General features: G+C 37.7%; 14 protein-coding genes and 2 pseudogenes. 15 read left to right on the top strand and 1 reads right to left on the bottom strand.

Features of this window, described 5'->3' with window-relative positions:
* From KQP79_RS24495 to KQP79_RS24425, 15 genes and pseudogenes are all read left to right on the top strand, one after another.
* Positions 1–1,009: pseudogene (locus KQP79_RS24495) on the top strand (BF3164 family lipoprotein); the annotation flags it as partial.
* 69 nt (positions 1,010–1,078) lie between these two features.
* Entirely contained in the window at positions 1,079–1,981 is a 903-nt protein-coding gene (locus tag KQP79_RS24490; RefSeq protein WP_004312291.1) for a DUF1573 domain-containing protein, read from the top strand.
* A 96-nt stretch (positions 1,982–2,077) separates the two neighbouring features.
* Positions 2,078–2,398 carry a hypothetical protein gene (locus KQP79_RS24485; protein WP_008648115.1) on the top strand — a complete coding sequence of 107 codons (321 nt, stop codon included), beginning with the start codon at positions 2,078–2,080 and terminating at the stop codon, positions 2,396–2,398.
* Positions 2,399–2,526: 128 nt separating this feature from the next.
* A complete protein-coding gene (locus KQP79_RS24480; RefSeq protein WP_004312290.1) occupies positions 2,527–3,651 on the top strand; it encodes a 6-bladed beta-propeller in 1,125 nt (374 codons plus the stop codon).
* Positions 3,652–3,849: 198 nt separating this feature from the next.
* Positions 3,850–5,760, top strand: coding sequence for a transglutaminase domain-containing protein (locus tag KQP79_RS24475; protein WP_004312289.1), 1,911 nt, complete (start codon positions 3,850–3,852; stop codon positions 5,758–5,760).
* On the top strand, positions 5,751–7,631 hold the full coding sequence (locus KQP79_RS24470; protein ID WP_004312288.1) for a DUF5127 domain-containing protein: 1,881 nt from the start codon (positions 5,751–5,753) through the stop codon (positions 7,629–7,631). The genes KQP79_RS24475 and KQP79_RS24470 overlap by 10 nt, the downstream gene beginning before the upstream one ends.
* The gene (lepB, locus tag KQP79_RS24465; RefSeq protein WP_004312287.1) at positions 7,628–8,503 is read left to right on the top strand and encodes a signal peptidase I; all 876 of its coding nucleotides are present in this window, start codon (positions 7,628–7,630) and stop codon (positions 8,501–8,503) included. Before KQP79_RS24470 ends, lepB begins: the two co-directional genes overlap by 4 nt.
* A 41-nt stretch (positions 8,504–8,544) precedes the next feature.
* Positions 8,545–8,829: an NVEALA domain-containing protein gene (locus tag KQP79_RS24460; RefSeq protein ID WP_008648102.1), complete on the top strand. Its 285-nt coding sequence runs from the start codon at positions 8,545–8,547 to the stop codon at positions 8,827–8,829.
* Between the two features lie 133 nt (positions 8,830–8,962).
* A complete protein-coding gene (locus KQP79_RS24455; protein WP_004312286.1) occupies positions 8,963–9,994 on the top strand; it encodes a 6-bladed beta-propeller in 1,032 nt (343 codons plus the stop codon).
* 9 nt (positions 9,995–10,003) lie between these two features.
* On the top strand, positions 10,004–11,659 hold the full coding sequence (locus tag KQP79_RS24450; protein WP_004312285.1) for an O-antigen ligase family protein: 1,656 nt from the start codon (positions 10,004–10,006) through the stop codon (positions 11,657–11,659).
* Between the two features lie 140 nt (positions 11,660–11,799).
* The gene (locus tag KQP79_RS24445; protein WP_004312284.1) at positions 11,800–12,948 is read left to right on the top strand and encodes a hypothetical protein; all 1,149 of its coding nucleotides are present in this window, start codon (positions 11,800–11,802) and stop codon (positions 12,946–12,948) included.
* A gap of 34 nt (positions 12,949–12,982) precedes the next feature.
* A complete protein-coding gene (locus KQP79_RS24440) occupies positions 12,983–14,077 on the top strand; it encodes an efflux RND transporter periplasmic adaptor subunit (protein ID WP_004312283.1) in 1,095 nt (364 codons plus the stop codon).
* A 48-nt stretch (positions 14,078–14,125) separates the two neighbouring features.
* Positions 14,126–17,212 carry an efflux RND transporter permease subunit gene (locus tag KQP79_RS24435; RefSeq protein WP_138343956.1) on the top strand — a complete coding sequence of 1,029 codons (3,087 nt, stop codon included), beginning with the start codon at positions 14,126–14,128 and terminating at the stop codon, positions 17,210–17,212.
* A gap of 16 nt (positions 17,213–17,228) precedes the next feature.
* Positions 17,229–18,733: pseudogene (locus tag KQP79_RS24430) on the top strand (TolC family protein).
* Between the two features lie 5 nt (positions 18,734–18,738).
* Positions 18,739–21,984 (top strand): efflux RND transporter permease subunit, encoded by a 3,246-nt coding sequence (locus tag KQP79_RS24425; RefSeq protein WP_061448264.1) that lies wholly within the window; start codon positions 18,739–18,741, stop codon positions 21,982–21,984.
* A gap of 49 nt (positions 21,985–22,033) precedes the next feature.
* Here the strand turns inward: KQP79_RS24425 and KQP79_RS24420 are convergent, their stop codons facing one another.
* Positions 22,034–22,591, bottom strand: a complete 558-nt coding sequence (locus KQP79_RS24420; RefSeq protein WP_004312279.1) for an NAD(P)H-dependent oxidoreductase — start codon at positions 22,589–22,591, stop codon at positions 22,034–22,036.
* Between the last annotated feature and the right edge of the window lie 75 nt (positions 22,592–22,666).

The following is a 22,666-nucleotide window of genomic DNA, read 5'->3' as shown; positions in this document are numbered from 1 at the left end:
ATCTCTTGTGACCATAAGCATAAAGAATATGCAAAGGGTGTATTATTCTATTCGGGATTTCCGCACGAGAGAGAATTAATAGGAGAAGTGATTGAGCTTGATACAGCCTTGCTTCGTTATCCGTTTAGGATACGAATCGAAGGAGATAGAGCCATTGTGATGGATTTACATGGTCTTGATCATTATGGACACTTATTCCAATATCCTGGTTTCCAGTATTTATCTTCTTTTGGGAAGCGTGGTGATTCACCTACAGAAATGTTATCAATGGAGAACTTTCGTTTACAGAATCATGTAGTCTGGACATTGGATGCCAATAAAAGTGAATTAACTAGGTTAGACTTTTCTTCATCCGGTNCTTCGTGACGAAACGGTAACATTGGATGAAGATATACTTCGACCACTTGATTTTGCTATATATAATGATTCAATGTTTATTATTCCTGACTATTCCGGTGAAAATCGTTTATGTCGAGTTAACCGTAATGGGAGGCTTATAGATAAGATAGGGATTATTCCGACTATTGATGAAAAAGCATTGGAAAATGCTCGTCCGGCATTGGCTCAAGCATGGAGGAGCTTCCTTGACTACAATCCTAACAATGGAATATTGGCGGCAGTAACCCAATTGGGAGAAGTCGTTGAAGTTTATAATTTGAAAGATAGTACTCATATTATTCGTATCGGTGAGCATGGTGAACCTGAATTCAAAGTATCAGATGGATATGGTATGCCAACAGGTATTATGGGTTTTAGTGATGTACAAGTAACAGATAGTGCCATTTATACTGTATTTCATGGAACGTCTTTTAAGGAGATCGCAAGACAAAGCGGAAGGCTTCCTGATGGAGGAAAATATATTTATGTATTTAGTTTGGAAGGAGAACCGTTATGCAAATATGTGCTCGACCATTATATATATGGTATTTGGGTGGATGAAGATACTAAAACGATAATAGCGACAGATGTTAATGATGATCAGCCGATTGTAATGTTTAGTATTAAATAGGTAAAGTAGCAATTTTGCTGCAATATTATTATAAATGAGAAATTATGTTAGTTATAACTATTTTGTATTATGGTTAAGGGTGTAGTTCTAATATTGGGAGTAGTTTGTTTTACATTTTGTGGATGTAAAAATGATCAACTATCAACGGAAATTGAAAAGATAGTAAAAGAATGGACAGGAAAGAAAATTATATTTCCTCAAGATGTTTTTTGTAAATCGATTGATAGGGATACTTTGTGTATTTCTCCCAATTCTACGCCTTATAAAATACTAGTATACACAGATTCAATAGGATGCACTAGTTGTAAATTACATTTGTATAAATGGAATGCTATTATTAAGGAAGTTAATGACGAAATGGCAGGTTTTGTTAATTTTCAATTTTATTTTCATCCTAAAAATATCGAAGAAATATTCTTTTTATTTAGAAAGGACTCATTTAAATATCCTTGCTATATGGATATATGTAATCAACTTGATAAACTCAATACATTTCCCAAAGACAGTAGATATCAGACTTTTTTGTTGGATAAATATAATAAGGTCGTTTGCATTGGTAATCCTACAGAGAATCCTCAAATATGGAGTTTGTATAAGCAAATAATAAATGAAAATAAAAGAGTAGAAAAAACAGACTTATATGATAAGTCTTTGATAACATCATTGACAGTTGATACAACTATTTTGGAACTTAAAAATCTGGAAATAAATAAGACTACTACTGCAAAGTTTAGTCTTAAAAATATTGGACCTAACCCTTTGGTGGTGAATAATGTAACTACTACATGTGGTTGTACAGTACCTAACTGGTCAAAACAACCGGTTTTACCTAATAAAACAACCGATATTGTAGTGCAAGTTACTCCTAATAAAGAAGGATATTTTAAGAAAAATGTTACAATATATTGTAATATAGAAAGAAGATATGTTAAACTTGTAATACAAGGTAAGGTAAATAATCAAAGTAAATAAAAGCTATATATTAAGTAAGGAGGTGTTATTTATGTGAAAAACAAAGAAATGAATAATGATTTTTATATTAGGTTTTAATCTTAAAAAAAATAGATAATGAAGAAATTTTTGTTTAGTGGAATATGTGTTTTAGCCATAGTAACTGTGGCGGTATTGAATATCAAAATAGATTTAGGTTCTCAATCTTCAACGTTATCATTGTTTAGCTTGGCTAATATAGATGCACTAGCTGGAGGTGAAACTGATGTGTCAGGTAGTAGAACTCCTGACTATAGTTGGACTAGTGATGAAGAAACTCATTGGGAGGATGGGTGTCTTGTTACAACCTATAATAGCCATATCGGTTGTCTTAGTATTAATAGTGACAGATGTTATTCGGGTGTTACTACGATGAGGAATAGAGATTGTCCAAATTAACTAGGTTTTAAACATCAGATATCTATTACTAGGTATCTGATGTTTAATTAATATGTGGCGATTGGTCGTCTTGTTACTTTCTAATAATACGTTCTTTTTAATAAAAGAAACATAATTATAGCTCGTTTATGAAAAAAATAATTGTATATATTTTTTTATTATTGTTGGTTTCATGCAATAATCCTCGTAATAATTCTTTAAAAGAAATAGAAGATAGGAATCTTACTTTGTTGGAATATGACTATTGTAGTAAGAAGAATCATTTGCATGAATTTGATTCTGTAACTTTTGTTCCATTAGAAACAAATGAGAGATCATTAATATCTAGTATAACTAAGATATTGTATAAGAATGAGACATATTATATTTTTGATAAAGTCCAAGCTATGATCTTTTTATTTGACGATAATGGTTCATATATTACTAAAATTCATAATATAGGGAGTGGACCAGGAGAATATGCTGATATATCAGACTTTGATATAGATGCAGATTTAAATATATACATATCATCTATTGTAGGACGAAAAATAATAAAATATAAATATCCTGATTACAAGCTGTTTACAGAATATAAAACTAATGCAACTGTAATGGAAATAGCTGTTGATGAAAAAACGGGAAAGATATGGGGAACCAATATATTTCAGACTGAAGACGGTATTTGTTTAGGATTTTATTCGAATGAGAAATTTGTTCCGGTAATAGCATCTAGAGGTATTGCAGATAATGCTAATACTCCATTTAAAGCCCAAAGTTTTTATAAATCAGGGAATCATTTATTTTTTAATCCTAGATATTCTCCATATATTTATATGATAGATAATGATGAAGTAAGCAAATATATGAAAATAATATCGGATGATTTTGTAGATAATTCAGATCTTGAATTAGAAAAGGACTTTAAAAAGGAAAGAGGGGTAAGAGAACAATATTCTACTAATGAGTGCCTAATTTCAGGTGTTAATTCATTCTATCAATGTAAGGGACATTTTCTGGCCGAAATATGGAGAAACCATGGAGCACCTTTACTTTTGGAATATGAAGCAAAAGAGAAAGAAGGTTATTTATTTTGCCCTCTTTTGGACCCTCAAATAAAAGCATTTACGAAGATTGCAGCAGTTTCTTCTGATTTTTATATAAGTTATATTAATGCTCAGTCTTTTTTGAATAATTATGAGGAGACTGTTACTCGTAAATATAATTTGGTTGATGATAGTAATCCGGTATTAATGAATATATATGTGAAATAAAAAAATACATTTTTTAGCGTTGTTTTGACCTATGATAAATGAGAAAGGTCAGTAGAGAACATGAACAGGAAATACTAAGTAAATGAGGATTAATTTATGCTTAAGAAGCTTTGTATATATATTCCATCTATCCTTGTTTTGTTATTTGTGTTAGAATGGCAATATGCAAGAAAGTATTTATTCTACGAAAAAAAAACTATGCTCCCTTTAGAAGTTGCTTTACAGGCGGCAGGTGGAAATAAAAAAGAACTTCAAAAAGTACTTCACTATTATAAGAAGAATCCTATTGATAGTCTAAAATATAAAGCAGCTTGTTTTTTAATAGAGAATATGCCTTTTTACATTTATTCTAGTGGAGAACAATTAGAGAATTATAAGTCTTATTATGCTTGGCTAAAAGTACGTAAGGGTAAAACTGCGCAACAAGTTTCGGATTCAGTCAAGAAAGTCTTTGGTGCAATGAAAGAACCTAAAAAGAAACGCGATATTATGGAAATGGATTCTGCATATTTGTGCCATAATATTGATTGGGCATTTAAAGTTTGGCAGGAGCAACCGTGGGGAAAGAATATTTCGTTTGAAACATTTTGTGAGTACTTATTGCCTTACCGAATAGGGGATGAACCGTTAACTTATTGGCGTGAGATATATTATAAGAAATACAATTCATTGTTAGATTCATTGCGGATGTCTGACACCTTGGATAAAGAAGATCCATTAGTGGCAGCCAGATATTTAATGGCGAGATTGCCGGATAAAAAGACATTCTTTACTTCTATAACTCCCTTTTCTTTCGGACATATCGGACCTGAATTTGTACAATATAAAGTCGGTAGTTGTAGAGAATTGGCAGATTTTGAGATTTACTTATTTCGTGCTTTAGGTATTCCTTGTGCAATCGACTACTTACCTGCACGTAATGATACGAATTTCGGGCATCTTTGGACAATAGTATGGGATAAAAACGGAGAAGGATATATGTCCGACTTTATGACATTTTTGACACGTGTTCGCAAATGTGCTTTGTATCGGCAGGGAGGAACTGCCAAGATATATAGATATACATTTAGTGTAAACAGAGAGTTACATGAACAGATGTCACAATATGGAGAGAAGGTACATCCATTTTGGCATATTCCTAAGTTTAAGGATGTAACTTTTGATTATGCGTATTCATACCAAAAGAATCTGGTCATTCCTTTGGAAAAGCAGTATAAAGAGAAAAGGAGTGGGAGGATTGCTTATTTATGTGCCAGTAATAGAGATCGTTGGATTCCGGTTGATTGGACAGAATACGATGCCGGTCATTTGGCTTTTCGATATGTTCGTAAAGGGGCAGTTTTAAGAGTTGCCACTTATGAAAAAGGATCATTACATTTCTTGACTGATCCTTTTTATCTGGATAAAGAAACTAATGCCCCTCACTATTATTCCGTCGGGAAAAAGACGCAAGATATGGTTTTGTATGCTAAGTTTAATCTTAAAGAAGAAAGTAGTTTTAGAAACAGAATGATAGGGGGTGTTTTTACCGGAAGCAATCATTCGGATTTTTCGGATGAAGATACACTGTTTATTATACAAAGTAAACCTGATCGTTTGAATACTACTGTAAAATGCTGGTCTGATAAAGAATACCGTTATCTTAGATATATCGGTCGACCTAAAGCTCATTGTAATGTTTCAGCAGTCGCCTTTTATGAGAAAAATGATACTGTTGCTTTAACGGGAAAGATAATAGGAACTCCCGAACACGAAAAACAGAATGGGGATCATGACTATACCAATGTCTTTGACGGGAAAACATGGACTTCTTTTGATTATTCCAAACCCACCGGTGGATGGGCGGGATTGGATTTAGGAAAAGAAGTAAAAGTCGATCGTATAGTTTATACTCCGCGGAACAGGGATAATTATGTTCGACCTGGTGATGTATATGAATTATTCTACTGTGAAAGAGACTGGCAATCTGCCGGGACAATCAAGGCGACTGCCGATTCACTGGTGTTTCGGAATATTCCGGAAAATGCATTATTACTTTTACGAAACCATACTCGTGGAAAGGATGAAAGAATTTTTGTTTATGAAAATGGAGAACAACAATGGAGGTAAAGTTTAATATCAGACAAGTTGTAATGTGGAGGATAGTTTTATTTTCAGGAATTATCTCCTTGATATGTGCTTGTTCTTATTCCGGTAAGAAGGTGTGTCCTCCTTTTGATATTTCTTTCTCCGGACATACGTTGTTGGCTATAGCTCCCGGTTTTACCATAAAGGCAACAGAAGATACTTTAAATAAAACCTATCCGTGCTTAAGATCGGGGAAAATGTTTCCGTTGACGGGTATTTTAAAGGTGGATGGTAAATCTTACCGTTTTTTAGGAGGAGATTCGTTACGTATATCCTCTCTAGCCCCTCTTTCAAACGAGAACCTGGGATGGCAGGGAAAATATTCTTATTTATTTCCGGGCAGAGGATGGGAACAAAGGGAGTATAATGATTCTTTGTGGAATAAGGGTAAAGGTGCCTTCGGTTCGGAAAATGGGAAGTTTCAAGCCCATACAGTATGGGGAGCGAAAAATATATATGTTCGCAGGCACATTACCATTGCTAACAAAGATACTTTAAAAGAACGCAAAGTCTATCTCCGTTATATTTATGATGATCAGATAAAGCTTTATTGTAATGGAGAATATTTGTTAGGAGAAGAAGCATTTCTTCCTCAAACGGGATGCTATCGTTTAACGGATGAAACAGTAGCTCAAATTATTAATGGTGATAATGTTATAGCAGCTTATGGGGGTAATGCGGAAGGTACTGCTTTTTTGGATTTTGGTTTATATGTGGAAAATAAGACTTATGTTGATGTGAAACCTGCAATATTGAAACAAATGAATATGCAGGCTACACAGACTCATTATGTTTTTCAATGTGGAGATGTGGAGCTTCTGATTGATTTTGTTTCACCTTCCTTGTCGGAGAAATGGGATATGACAGGATGGCCTGTAGGTTTTCTTTCTTATCAGATTCATGCAAAAGATGAAAAGGAGCATACAGTGGAAATTCTGTTTGATGTAGATATGGAGTGGTTATTGGGTAGGAGCAAGGTGGATAGTTGGTGTGAACAGAATTGGCGTTTTGCCAAGTCCGACAGTTTATATTTAGCTATGGAGGCGAATGAATCAACTTTCTCTAGTGAGGATGGTCATGTTATTTTATCTCAAAAGTTAAGCGCAAAGAATGAGGATAAAGGTGCATTGCTAATAGGGTATGAGGAAGGGCAGACTTTACAATATGGGGGTGAAAGTTTGTCCCCTCTTTGGAAGAAAAATAGAACAGGCGAAATAAAAGAATTAATGAAATCTGTTGGAGATAGATGGCAGGAACTTAAAGAAGAATGCGATAAACAGGATTGTCAGTGGAGTGCCAGAGCTTTTCAAGTAGGTGGTGAAACATTTGCAGGGCAGATGCTTCCTTCTTATCGTAATTTTATATCTTCCCATAGATTTGTGTTATCATCAGAGAATAAAATATTTTGCTTTGGAGATACTTTAGGTAATATCAGGGAGGCTTATGAGAGTTTTTCTACTTTGCTCTATTTTAATCGTATCGACTGGATGAAAAGCCTATTGGATCCTATATTTGAATATTGTGAAGATAATCATTGGGTAAAGAGATATCCGCCTTATGATATAGGTTTGTACCCTATTATTAATAAGCAGGTAAAATTGGATGATAATGCAGTGGCGGTAGCTGCTGACATGTTGATGATGATGGCTGTGATTGTAGAAGTGGAACAGGATTTCAGTTATGCTGATGCACATTGGAATCTATTGTGTTTATGGGCGGATTATTTGCGAGAGAAGATGGAAAAAGACGTTTATCCTTGCGAAGGATTATTAAATGAGGATGATGAACGTGTGAAATGCGTGTTGGGGCTTATGGCTTATCGTAAACTAATTCAACTGAAAGAAAGCGTATGAGCAAAGTGAGGAAAATTTTGGCAATATTAGAGAATCTGGCATTTTTCGTATTCTGCATGGTGCTCATTCTCTTCTTGGTACAACTATTTTGTTTTACCTCGTTTAAAATACCTTCGGATTCTATGGAACCGGTACTAAAGGATGGAGATCGGATACTGGTTAATAAGATGATAAAGGGAGCTAGGTTATTTAATGTGTTTGCTGCTTTAGATAATGAAGACTTCACTATTCATCGGATGCCCGGATGGGGAAACTTTAAGAGAAATGATATATTGGTTTTTAATTTTCCTTATCAGCAAAATCGTTGGGATAGTATTCGAATGGACGTGATGCAGTATTATGTGAAGCGGTGTATCGCTCTGCCCGGAGACACATTGGAAATCAGAGGAGGATTTTATAAGATACGTGGTTGCAATGAACAGGTGGGGAATTATCAGGCTCAACAGTATATTGCAAATTTGCAGCATCCGAAGCAGCACGGGATTGTCTTTGGTACATTTCCATATAACAAACAACTTAAGTGGAATATTCGTGAATTCGGACCATTGCCTGTTCCACAGAAAGGACATGTGGTAGAAATGGACCGCACTACTTATCATTTGTATAAGCAATTGATAGGTTGGGAACAAAAGAAGAAATTGCGTCTGAAAGACGGACAGGTGTTATTGGGAGACAGTCTGATTTCTCGATATCGTTTTGAAAAGAATTATTATTTTGTATCTGGTGATAATATGGCTAATTCGCAGGATTCAAGGTATTGGGGGATGCTGCCGGAAGAATATATTGTAGGCAAGGCTACCCGTATCTGGTATTCAGAAGACAAATTTACGGAGAAACCTCGTTGGGATAGGATGATGAAGAAAATCAAATAAAGGCATATTGACTATCAGATTTAATATAAAATTAGTTACGTATGAAAAAGAAAATTTATTTAAAAATGGCTTTAGGAATTACATTACTAGTGATGATTGGTACTAATATTTGTAATTCGTTTAAAAAAGAGACATTATCTGATTTGGTTCTGTCTAATGTTGAAGCGTTGGCAAATAGTCGTGAGAATGGCGATAAGACTTGGACAGCTCCTAGGACAATTGCATGTGATTATCAGCAAGGTCCGTGGCATACTGCCAGCATAGAAAGAATATGCGAATTTTGTGTAACTCCTAATTCTTGTACACCCAGAGCTTGTGGAATGTAATTAAAAAATGAATAAGTGTATTATTATAATAATGGTAGTTTGTCTTACTGTGTCGTGTACTCATAATAAAACGTCTTTAAGTATCGGCCCCGGAGTTGTCTCTCTGTCTAGTCCACAGGACGTTATCGTTGAAATGACAGGAGAAACTTATGATAAGCTGGAAACTATATTGCAACAGGTATCTTACGTTAAACTATCGGCGATTCCTTTGTTAAGCCGTATTAAAAAGATCCAGATTGCGGATGAACGAATTTATTTATGGGATCTTGTAGTAGGCATTGTATGTTATGATATGTCCGGTGAATTGTTATTTCAATTGAATGCTAGAGGGCAGGGTCCCGGAGAATATACGGATATAAATGCTTTTGCAGTAAATGCTAGTTTGCATCAACTGGTGATTTATGATAATATGAAACAGTCGTTGATGTTTTATTCGACCGAGGATGGTAGGTTTGTCAAAAGTGAGAAGTTTAATAAACCTACACCGGCTGAAATAGCCTATTGGGGAGGATACTTCTTTTATCATAACCGTTTACATCGAAACTATCAAGATGATATTTCTTTGCATTATTACCTGTTAGCGTCAAAGGATGGCATTACCATAGGGAAACGATACTTTAAACATGAAAATAATAAAGAAGACTATCCATTTTCGCCTTCAGGACACAATTTGTATGATAATAATTCGAAGTTGTATTATTGTAGGGATTTTGATAATATTGTTTATCAGATTCATGAAGATAGTGTTGTTCCGCGTTTTCGGATTAATTTGCCGAACCCCTTGCCAGCATCGATGATAGAAGAGAGACCTAATGAAATGAGTTTGTTGCGTTCAGGATACTCCTTAGGTATAACTGATATATATGAGTATGGCGGATTATTGTTTTTTCGTTTTGTGAAGGATGGATATATTTGGTCTTGTTTATATAATGTAGAAGAGAGTAAACAAGTATACTGTGCCAAAAGGATTAAATTTCTGGATTCATCTTTAATTGATACGATTGACGGTATTTATAAGGATTGCTTTTACAGCATATTGACACCAGAGTATCTCGATTATGCTTTTTCTGAAAATCCTCTTGAGGATTATCCGGATTTATTTAAAACGTATGATGTAGAGGGAGATAATCCGGTTATTGCTTTTTATCGGGCAGTAGTCAGATAATTGAAGAACATGAAAGTCAAATTAAAGTTGATAAAAATTGAAAGGAAAGGTATGGCGGGTTTGATAGCACTCTTAGGAGTTGCGTTAATCCTGTGTGTAGTAGCTTTTCCTACTCCGAACGACATATCTGTTGGTGAAATGGCCTATCAAAAACTATGGTTGGGACGCATGACTGTTGTTTTTGCTGTGTGTTGTTTGCCTTTTCTTTGCTTGAATAAGAAACAATATCTGTCTTTTCCGTCAATAGTGACGTGGGTATTGATTATATTGGGAGGGATTGAAGCTATATGGGGCTTGAGGCAAATATATGGTTTCGCTGTTTCTAATCATTCCTTATATGCACTTACAGGGTCTTTCTATAATCCGGGACCTTACTCGGGATATTTGGCAATGATATTTCCGCTTTGCCTGCATGAATGGCTAAATTTGAAAGAAAAGACGGAACGTACATGGATAGAACAGGGAAAGTATTACATGGCATTAGGAGTGATGCTGTTGATTCTTTGTGTGCTACCTGCCGGAATGAGTCGTTCGGCTTGGATTGCCGCCGCCGTATCGGGCGCATGGGTGTATGGAATGCACATTTCATGGGGAAGTAAACTAAAGGAGATTAGAAAGATATATAAGAGAAAAGTTGTGTTGGCCTGTATTGCAGGAAGCATTATATTCATAGTGATTGGTTACTCACTTTTTCAGTTAAAAGCAACTTCCGCCAATGGGCGCCTGTTCATGTGGAAAATTAGTACTCTTGCTATTGCTGAAAGTCCTCTTATAGGACATGGAACTGGGAATTTTGTTTCAGCTTATGGCAGGGCACAGGAGAGTTATTTTGCAAACGAAGAGTATTCGGAAACGGAAGAATTGGTGGCGGGTAGTCCGGAATGTGCTTTTAATGAATATCTTCAAGTAGCAACAGAATATGGGATTCCTTTTTTATTTGTCGTTTTATTAATAATTGCGTTTTGTCTTTGGAAGGGGAGTAGGGAAGGACGAATAGGTCTTTGTGGAGGTATAATTGCAGTGTTGGTATTTGCTTTTTCTTCTTATCCGATGCAGATTCCCGGATTTGCAGTGACCTTCTATTTTCTGCTGGCTGCTTGTGTTATTGGACGCTCGAAGATAATGCTATTATTTTTTATTTCGATAATAATTCTATTAGGGGCATATTATTGGAAAAACAATCAATATGATGCATGTAAGAACTGGTATCGTAGTAAAATGCTCTATAATATCGGAGCATATCAATCAGCTAAAGAAGAATATGAGACGTTGTATCCCGAATTGAAGAATCGGGGAGCCTTTCTTTTTGAATACGGGTATTGTTTGCATAAATTGAAACAATATGATAGCTCTACAAAAGTGTTGAAAGAAGCCATGGAGTATAGTAATGACCCAATGATTCTGAATATTATAGGTAAGAACTATCAGGCAGTAGGAAAGTATGAGAAAGCGGAAGAGAGTCTGATTCGGTCTACGCATCGACTTCCGGGACGAATTTATCCGTATTATCTTCTGGCAAAGCTGTATGCGGAGCCGGAAAACCAACAACCTGAGAAATTAAAGCGTATGGTTGAGGTTGTACTGACAAAAGAACCAAAGGTTCAATCGACAGCGGTAAAAGAGATGAGAGCGGAAGTAAAGAAATTATTGAAACAAATAAACTGATAAATATGATGAAATATGAATGAGCACAGTTAACAATGGTTATATCTTATTCTTATACGAAGATTTATTATTGATAATCAGGATATCGTATTTTAGTTATGTTATTTTTGTAGTTGTATAAAACGTAAAAATAGAACACAATGAGAACAGTAGAAAATAGTTTGTTGCTTTTCCTATCTTGTATGCTATTGATATCCTGTACTGGTAAGAGATCAGATGGAACAATAGTAAATAATGAAGTTGCACTGCAAACGGAAGAAATACATTTTCCTCAACAAGATGTGCTGCAGCTAAAGTCTTATTATTTGTCTTCTCCTGTTCATGGAGATTCTGTGAATATCCTTATCGGATATAATTATAGATTACATTCATTAGATTACCTGGATTTGGAATCAAAACAGGTAACTCAAGTAACGTTGCCCGCCAAAGGTCCTCATGCTATATCTCGTTTGTCAGGCATATATGTACATTCATTAGATTCAGTGTGGGTATCTGATGATTCTGAACATGTTTTTCTCGTTGACAGCAGAGGAACTGTAAAAAATATAGTGGATTTGAGAGAGTATCTGGATGATAAGGAGCAATTATTGATAAATACTAATTATGCCATCCATACTTCCCGTTTATATTATAATAAGAACCGTCAATCTTTGATGTTTTTAACACAAAACTTGTCTTCTAAGGTCTTTGCGGTCAAGGAAGTCTTTATTAATAAAGAGAAAGATGTTGCTATCTATTATTTGTCGCCATCAAATATTATTCCTGATATGAGCGCAGGGTATTCTTATATGTCTTTTCCTAATGTCAATTATGTAGGTGAAAATATTATCTATAATTATCCGGCTGAATCTTCCATTTATACTTTGAATATAGTTACTAATGAACGAAACTCTGTTATGGCAGAAAGTAACTATACTTCTAATATTGTGGCAGAATGTACTTCCGGAAAAGATTATGCTGCATTGGAAAGGCATAGGTTGGAGAATCCTTATTTTTATGATGTAATGTATATTCCTCAATATAAAATGTATGCCCGTTTGCATATTGATAAAGTAGAGTTTGATGCTGATATGGGGATTGAGAAATTGATCAATGATCGTGATTTATATTTAATGTTGTTTGATGATGAGATGAAAAAAGTATATGAAGTAAAGTTGGCAAAACATAGATATAATTATTTTACAGGTTGGTGTGTCTCTTATAGTGGTATTGTTCTTTTTGTAGATAATATGCTGGATACAGAAAATAATACGGATGATTTGACTATAGACTTTGTTTATCCTAAATAGATGATGTGTAATTGATAGCAATAAAGATATTATTATGAGAAAATATGATTGTATATGGTTGATGCTATGTTTGGTTTGGACTGGAACGTCCTCTTGCTCTGACAAAAAAAATAGTGCCGACAAACAGGAACAAGGTGTTTCCACTGTTCTTCCTGATGCTAAGAATGAAGTCACTACTCAAATACTAAAGAGACGTGATTTTCATCACGAATTGGTCAGTAACGGTAAAGTAAGTGCTCTCGGACAGGCTGATCTTCGTTTTGAGACAAGTGAAGTTATTGCTCGTATTTATGTGAAGAATGGTGACCGCGTACATAAAGGACAGAACTTAGCTGAACTTGATAAATTTCGCTTGGAGCAAAAGCTTTCCCAAGCGGAAGATGCTTTGTTGAAAGCCGAGTTGGAACTGAAAGATGTATTGATCGGACAGGGATATACCTCCGAAGATTTTAGCAAAGTTCCTGTGGAAACAATGAAACTTGCGAAAGTGAAGAGCGGATATGAGCAGTCGAGATCTCAATATGAATTGGTGAAAAGGGAAACAGAACATGCTACATTGGTTGCTCCTTTCGATGGGATAGTGGCTAATCTGTTTTCTAAACCATATAATTTAGCTAATACTTCCGAGGTGTTTTGTACGGTTATTGATACCCGTGGGATGGAAGCTGATTTTACAGTGTTGGAGAATGAGTTGGCTTTTATTAAAACAGGTGATAAGGTGATGATTACTCCTTATGCCGGAGGAGATTCGTTTGAAGGCAGCGTATCTGAAATCAATCCATTGGTAGATTCGAACGGAATGGTAAAGGTGAAGGCTGTAGTAAACGGACAAGGAAAACTGTTCAGTGGTATGAATGTAAGAGTAAGTGTCAGAAGAAGTTTAGGGCAACAATTGGTCATTCCTAAAACGGCTGTTGTGTTACGCTCCGGTAAGCAAGTGGTATTTACTTTACAAGAAGGTAAGGCTATGTGGAATTATGTACATACGGGATTGGAAAATGCAACGGAATATGTTGTTTCGGATAAATCACAGAAAGGGATTGAAGAGGGGTTACTGGAAGGAGATACGATTATTGTGACCGGAAATCTGAATCTGGCACATGAAGCGGCAGTAAAGGTCAGTGATTAACGGGTCAGTGATGAGTGATTAGTGGAGTTAATTGATAGATAGAAAAACATGATAAAATTTTTAATCCAGCGTCCTATTGCCGTATTGATGGCTTTTACTGCCTGTTTCATAATCGGGCTAGTGACATATAATACTTTGCCTATATCATTGCTTCCGGATATTGCCATTCCGGAGATAACAATACAGGTGTCTGCCGCCAATACCTCTGCCCGTGAACTGGAAAACACGATTGTGAAACCTTTACGGGGACAACTGATTCAGGTGTCTACATTGAAAGATATTCATAGTGAATCGAGAGACGGAGCAGGTATGATCCATCTGTCTTTTGATTTCGGTACTAATACGGATCTTGCCTTTATAGAGGTCAATGAAAAAATAGACGCTGCAATGAATTATCTTCCCAAGGATACTGAACGCCCGAAAGTTATTAAGGCAAGCGCAACGGATATACCCGTGTTTTACCTGAATCTGACCTTAAAGAATGATAGTGCTTATAGTACGATAGGACAGCAGTCTTTCCTTGATTTGTGTGAATTTGCCGAATCGGTGATCAAGCGAAGGATAGAGCAGCTCGAAGAAGTGGCTATGGTAGACGTGACCGGATTGGTGGAGCGTCAGGTACAGATTGTACCCGATGAGGATAAGCTGGCTATGATGGGGTTTTCCATTGAAGATATTGAATCGGCTTTGGCTGCCAATAATGTGGAGCCGGGTAGTATGACAGTACGCGACGGATACTATGAATATAATATAAAATTCTCCACTCTGTTGCGTACCGCAGAAGATGTGAAAAATATATACCTGCGTAAGGGAGACCGCATTGTCCAACTAAAGGACTTCTGCAAAGTTACTATCGTGCCCGTAAAAGAAAAAGGCGTATCTGTGTCGAATGGGAAAAGGGCGGTGACGCTGGCTGTTATCAAGCAGGCGGACGAGAATATGGATAAGATGAAGCAGTCTCTGATAAGGACGATGGAGCATTTTAGGCGGGTATATCCTGAAATCGATTTTAGTATCAGCCGCAACCAGACAGAATTGTTGGATTACACGATCTCAAATCTGCAACAGAATCTAACTTTAGGTTTCCTTTTTATCTGTCTGGTAGCTGTCCTGTTTTTGGGAGATGTGAAATCTCCGTTGGTGATCGGACTTAGTATGGTAGTCTCTATCGTGATTAGTTTTGTTTTCTTCTATCTGTGTAATATGTCCCTGAATATCATTTCGCTTGCCGGATTAATTCTGGCATTGGGTATGATGATTGACAGTTCGATTATTGTGACAGAAAATATATCCCAATACCGGGAGCGGGGCTATTCATTGCGTCGTGCCTGTATAACAGGAACTAGTGAAGTGGTGACTCCTATGTTAAGTTCTTCCCTGACTACCATTGCCGTGTTTGCTCCATTGATTTTTATGAGTGGTATTGCCGGAGCTATCTTCTATGATCAGGCTTTTTCGGTTACAGTGGGATTGATGGTTTCGTATTTTACTGGTATTATGCTTCTTCCGGTGCTTTATCTGCTGGTCTATCGGACAGGTATTCATACCCGGAAATGGAAATGGCTTTCTTTTAAATTCAATAACCCGATAAAGGATCACACATTGGACCGTTTTTATGATGCCGGTGTAGATTGGGTGTTCCGTCACAAAACGTTTAGTGTATTGTTTTGTGTTGTCTCCATCCCGCTTTGTATATTTTTCTTTTTCTTTATCGACAAGCAGCGGATGCCTGATATAGAAGAGAATGAATTGATTGCCCGAATCGAGTGGAATGAGAATATTCATGTGGATGAAAACAGGCGGCGTGTGGATGAGCTTTTTAGGGATTTAAAAGAACAGGTATTGGAGCACACGGCATCTGTTGGCAGGCAGGATTTTCTTCTGAATCGTGAAAGGGAACTTTCTTCTTCCGAAGCAGAACTTTATTTCCGAACGGAAACATCAGAAACAATCATTCCTTTGCAGCAGGAGATATACCATAAACTGAAAGAACGTTATCCACTTTCCGTTATTTCTTTCTCTCCACCGGAGACTGTATTTGAGAAACTCTTTGTCACGGGAGAACCGGATATCATAGCTGAATTTTACACCCGTAATAAGGCAAAAGCACCGGAAGCGGAAACGATCCGGAATGTGGAGCTGGAGTTAGCCCGTAGGACGGGAATTGCTCCTACAGGCATTGCCTTTGAGAACCAACTGAACCTAAGTATCAATAAGGAGAAACTATTGCTTTACCGTGTTGCTTACAATGAACTTTATAGAGTCTTGAAAACAGCTTTCCGAGAAAATAGTGTGACTATGTTGCATTCTTACCAGCAATATCTTCCGATCAACGTTGCGGGCAGTGAGAAGACGGTGAATGAAATATTACAGGAAGCACTAATACAGACTGAACCGGACAATAGAGGAAACAGAGAGTACATTCCACTCCGGGAACTGGTGACGGTTACTCCTGCCGAGGACTTGAAGAGTATTACTGCCGGACGTAACGGGGAATATGTTCCTTTTGATTTTTATGGCGTACAGGACGGAAACAAACTGATAAAGGAGGTGAAACAAACGGCAGAAGATATGAAAGACTGGGATACTGGATTCTCCGGCAGTTTCTTTTCTAACAGTGAGATGTTGGATGAACTGGTGGTGATTTTATTTATTTCGCTGTTATTGATGTATTTTATTCTTGCCGCACAGTTTGAAAGCTTTTTGCAGCCTTTGCTTGTTTTGGCGGAGATACCGATTGACCTCGCATTTGCACTGCTTTTACTCTGGATTTGCGGACATACGCTGAATTTGATGTCTGCTATCGGGTTGATCGTTACCTGCGGTATTGTAATCAATGACTCTATTCTGAAGCTGGATGCTATCAATGAATTGCGTAAAGCGGGTGTTCCGTTATTAGAAGCGATACATGAAGCTGGCCGCAGGCGTTTGCGACCGATTATCATGACTTCACTGACTACCATCTTCGCAATGGTGCCACTGCTTTTTTCTTCAGATATGGGTTCGGAGTTACAAAAACCGTTGTCTATAGCTATGATAGGAACAATGTCGATTGGTACGACGGTGAGCTTATTTATCATACCGTTACTTTACTGGTTTATTTACCGTAACAAGAAAATAAGTATTAAGTATTAGTCCAAAAATGAGAGTTATGAATAGATTAAAGAAAAGAATTCCTGTTTTCCTTTGTGTCCTCTGTGTCCTCTGTGGTGAATCCCAGCTTCGAGCGCAGAAACACCTGGTATTGGATTTGAACAGGACAATTTCTCTAGCTAACGACAGTTCGCTGGAATCATTCCGTACGCAGAATATGTATTTATCCGGTTATTGGGAGTATAGGACTTTTCGGGCAAATCGGTTGCCTAGCTTGACGCTGGATGTTACTCCGGCACAATATAACCGGGATATTACGAAACGATACGATTCGGGACAGGATTTGGATGTATACCGTACGCAACAGTCTTACTATGCTTATGGAGGATTGAGTGTAAAACAGAATTTTGATTTAACCGGAGGTACTTTTTATCTGGAATCGAATCTTGCCTATATGCGTAACTTCGGAAGTAACAGTGCTACGCAACTTACGAGTGTTCCTATACGAATCGGATATTCGCAAAGTCTGGTAGGATATAACTCCTTCAAATGGGAACGGAGGATAGAACCGTTGAAGTATGAGCGTGTGAAAAAGGAATTTCTCTATAATGTGGAAAAGGTGTCGGAAACGGCTACGAATTATTTCTTCTCTCTGGCTATGGCGCAGGCAGAATATAATCTTGCTAAAGAAAACTTGGCTTCTACGGATACATTGTATCGTATTGGGCAACAGCGTCACCGAATTGCAGCTATCTCACAGGCTGATTTGTTGACATTGAAACTGGATCGTGTGAATGCGCAGAATACATTGCAGAATAAAGCAAGTGACCTGAAACGGGCTATGTTTTCACTGGCTTCTTTTCTCAATCTGGATAAGAATACGCAAATCAAACTGGAACTTCCTTCCCGTCCGGAGATGGTGGATATTCCGGTAGATGAGGCTTTGAGGTGGGGCAGGAATAATAACCCGCAATTGTTGGAACTGAAACAGAATGTACTTGAAGCGGAACGGAATGTGGATAAGACGAAGAAAGAATCTCGCTTTAACGCAAGTGTGAATGCCAGTATCGGTTTTAATCAGGTAGCAGATAATTTTGGAGATGTGTATCATAAACCGATGCAGCAGGATTTGGTGGCAGTCAGTGTTTCTATTCCGTTATTGGACTGGGGTGTTCGTAAGGGTAAGTATAATATGGCAAGAAATAATCTGAATGTAGTGAAGATCTCGGCACGTCAGGATGAGATTAGCATCGAGGAGGAAGTGATTATGACGGTAAGTGATTTTAATATCCAGCAGCAATTGATAGCCAGTGCGGAAGAAGCGTTGGATCTGTCTATACTTGCTTATAATGNAAACAGCGTTTTATCATCGGCAAAGCGGATATAAACAGCCTGACACTTTCACTCAACAGGCAGCAGCAGGCACAACGTAATTTTATCTCTGCCTTGCAGAACTACTGGCTGAATTATTATAAGATACGGAGACTTACGTTATTTGATTTTGCTGCGAAACTTTCACTTTCGGACAGGTTTGATTTTAATGGAGGAAAGTTGGTTAAATGACGAAAATGCAAAATATAGATTCTGAAATAGTAAAATCTCCTAAGGCTTCCGCTTTCACATTGATTGTGGCTTTTGTCTGTGTGGCATTGGTTGGGTTAGCACTCATTCCATTGCTGCCTGTCAAATTGAATCCGTCGCGGACCTTACCCGGCTTCACGGTGAGATTCAGTATGCCCGGTACTTCAGCACGTGTGGTGGAAATGACGGCTACCAGTAAGTTAGAGGCAATGCTTGCCCGTGTGAAGGGTATTCGAGGGATTTCTTCCACTTCAGGAAACGGATGGGGAAGTGTCAGTGTGAATTTGGATAAACATGTGGATGCAGCGGTTGCCCGCTTTGAAGCTTCTACTATTATTCGTCAGACGTGGCCGGAATTACCGGATGGGGTGAGCTATCCGTATATTCAGATGCACAGGCCGGGGCAGAGTAATCAGGGGCCTTTTATGGCATTTACGATCAATGCACCCGCTACTCCTTTCTTAATTCAGCAGTATGCGGAAGAACATATAAAAACGCGTCTTGCACAGATTCCGGGAATTTATAAAATCAATCTTAGCGGAGCTACTCCGATGGAATGGCGATTGGAGTATGATTCGGAACAATTGCGTGCGCTTGGAATAAATACGGATGATATTCGTCAAGCTGTCCGGTTGCATTATCAAAAAGAATTTTTGGGTACTTATGATGTAGAACAGGGTGCTTCGGGCAGACAGTGGATACGTTTGGCATTGGTTCCCGAGCAGGAGGGCAGAGAGTTTAATGCGGAGCGGATAAAGGTAAAAATGAAAGATGGTAAAATCATAGGTCTGAATGAGCTGGTGAAGGTTTCCCGTATGGAGGAGCAGCCACAAAATTATTATCGGATTAATGGGCTGAATTCAATTTATCTGTCGATTGTTGCAGAGGAAACAGCAAATCAATTGGCATTGAGTGAAAAGGTAAAAGCATTTATGGATGATAACCAGCTATTACTTCCGGCAGGATATGAGATTCACACCAGTTACGACGCAACGGAATTTATTCAGGAAGAACTGGGGAAAATTTATTTGCGTACGGGAATGACTGTAGCGATTTTGCTCCTGTTTGTATTGTTGATCACCTTTAGTCCTAAATATCTTTTTTTGATTGTAATCAGTCTGGCTGTTAATATGGCAATAGCTGTCATTCTTTATTATGCGTTCGGATTGGAAATGCAATTGTATTCTTTGGCGGGTATTACGGTTTCATTAAATTTGGTGATAGATAATACAATTGTAATGAGCGATCATTATTTGCGGCGTAGAGATCGGAAAGCGTTTATGTCCATTCTTGCAGCCACGTTGACCACGATGGGAGCTTTGGTTATCATCTTTTTTCTGGATGAGAAGATACGTCTTAATTTACAGGATTTTGCTGCGGTAGTGATTATAAATCTGGGAGTATCACTGCTGGTTGCTTTATTTTTTGTTCCTTCTCTAATTGATAAAATAGGATTGAAACGAAGAAAGAAACCTTCTCTTTCAATAGTTAAATGGAAAATTGGGGAGGTGCGTTGCTTTGTGTGGATACGTTCAAGAATACGTCGGCTTCCGGTTTATTTCAGTCGTTGTTACAGGTGGCTGATACAAATACTTTGCCGTTGGAGGGTGGCGGTATGTATTTTGTTATTGTTGGTATTCGGACTACCGGTATTTCGATTGCCGGAAAAGATGAAAGGTGATGATAGATGGGCGAGAACTTATAATCAAACGTTGGGGACCACCACTTATAAAGAAAAGGTGAAACCGATAGTAGATAAGGTGTTGGGAGGTACTTTAAGGTTATTTGTGCAAAAGGTATATGAAGGGAGTTACTTTTCACGTAATGAAGAGGTAGTGCTTCACGCCAATGCTAATTTGCCGAATGGAAGTACACTTGAGCAGATGAATACACTGATGAAGAGGATGGAAACTTATTTGAGCGAATTTAAAGAGATTAAGCAATTCCAGACATCTGTAGAAAGTGCTCGCAGGTCATCTATCCACATCTATTTTTCGAAAGAACACCAGAAAAGCGGTTTTCCCTATACGTTGAAAGCGAATATGATTAGCAAGGCGCTTCAACTGGGAGGTGGAAATTGGAGTATATATGGTTTACAAGATCAGGGGTTCAGTAATGATGTACGTGAGAATGCGGGTTCTTTCCGGGTGAAAATGTATGGATATAATTACGATGCACTGTATGATTGGGTTGAAAAATTAAAAGCAAAGTTATTGTCTCACCGCCGGATTCGGGAAGTGACGATCGGATCTGATTTCTCCTGGTGGAAAGATGATTATATGGAATTCTACTTTAATCTGAAAAAACAGCGGATGGCAGAGGAGGGGATTGGAGCCGGAAGGTTATTTTCTGCTATTCACCCGATATATGGGCGAAATATGGAAATAGGTTCGGTAATGGCGGAAGAGGGGACGGAAAAGATAAAACTTTCTTCGTGTCAGTCGGAAGATAGGGATGTGTGGGCAATGCAGTTTTATCCTTTTCAAATAGGAGAGAGGGAATATAAGCTTTCTGAATTGGCAACTGTGGAAAAAGGACAGATGCCACAGGAAGTGGCTAAGGAGAATCAACAGTATCGGCTGTGTTTGCAATATGAGTATATCGGTTCTTCGGAACAGGGAAATAAACTATTGAAAAAAGATCTGGAAGAGTTTAACGAGATTCTCCCGATGGGATATACTGCAAAATCGGAGGATAATAACTGGTCTTGGGGTGGAAAGGACAACAAGCAATATCGTTTGCTTTTGATTGTGATTGCTATTATTTTTTTTATTACGAGTATACTGTTCAATTCTTTGAAACAGCCATTGGCAATAATTTTTGTGATTCCGGTATCTTATATCGGCGTGTTTCTGACATTCTATTGGTTCAAATTGAATTTTGACCAGGGAGGATTTGCTTCTTTTGTTTTGCTTTGTGGTATTACGGTTAATGCGAGCATTTATATCTTGAATGAATATAATTCCGTTCGTAAACGCTTCCCGCGTCTTTCACCGCTTCGGGCTTATGTGAAAGCCTGGAATACTAAAGTGATTCCTATCTTTCTGACGGTGACTTCTACCATCTTGGGATTTGTCCCTTTTATGGCAGGCATGGAAAAAGAAGGCTTCTGGTTTCCATTGGCAGCAGGCACTATCGGAGGATTAATAATGTCTGTAATCGGAGTGTTTATTTTCCTGCCAGTGTTTACATTGAAAAAGAAGTGTTTGGTGAAACCTAAAGCTATACTTTAGCAACTGTAAAGCGTAGCTTTATCCTATCTAAAGCTACGCTTTATAAATCTTACCAATTGTTCCCTGCATTACTGCTACCGATAAGCATCTCCACACGTTGTTTATATAAATTAGCTCCTTCAGCAATATTCTTTCCCGCATCTGCTGTTCCCATTCCGTAGACTACAATAGGGGTTTGCCATGACATTCCCGAATGAATGGCACTTACCTGATAAGGACGTAATAACTCGTCCATCGTGAAGCGGTTTCTGCCGCCACTGCGATACGCTTCGTATTCGGATCCCGTGGTCGTTACCACTGTCAACGATTTGCCGGCGACAGCCGGAGTCTTGGATAGAAAAGTAAAGACTTCATCTTGCCATTTCTTTAGTAATGACGGCGCAGACATCCAATAGAAAGGAAATTGATAGATGACAGCCGAGGCGTCGGAAATGATTTTACTCCATTCATCTACATTGAAAGCGATTTCTTGCGACAGCTCGTAAAGATTGAAAACTGCTACTCCTTCCATGTCACTGACAGCATCAACTAATGCTTTGTTTGCTTGTGATTCCTTGATGTTAGGATGTGCCAGCAGAATCACTACTTTTCTTAAATCTTTATTCATTTTTAATCAGGTATTTAGGATGATATAATACTTACTATAATATATAAGGTGTAAAAATAAGAAAAAGTTCGCGAA

It is taken from the genome of Bacteroides sp. DH3716P, from assembly GCF_025914115.1.
GTDB lineage: Bacteria > Bacteroidota > Bacteroidia > Bacteroidales > Bacteroidaceae > Bacteroides > Bacteroides ovatus.
This window is presented reverse-complemented; position numbering and strand designations above follow the sequence as displayed.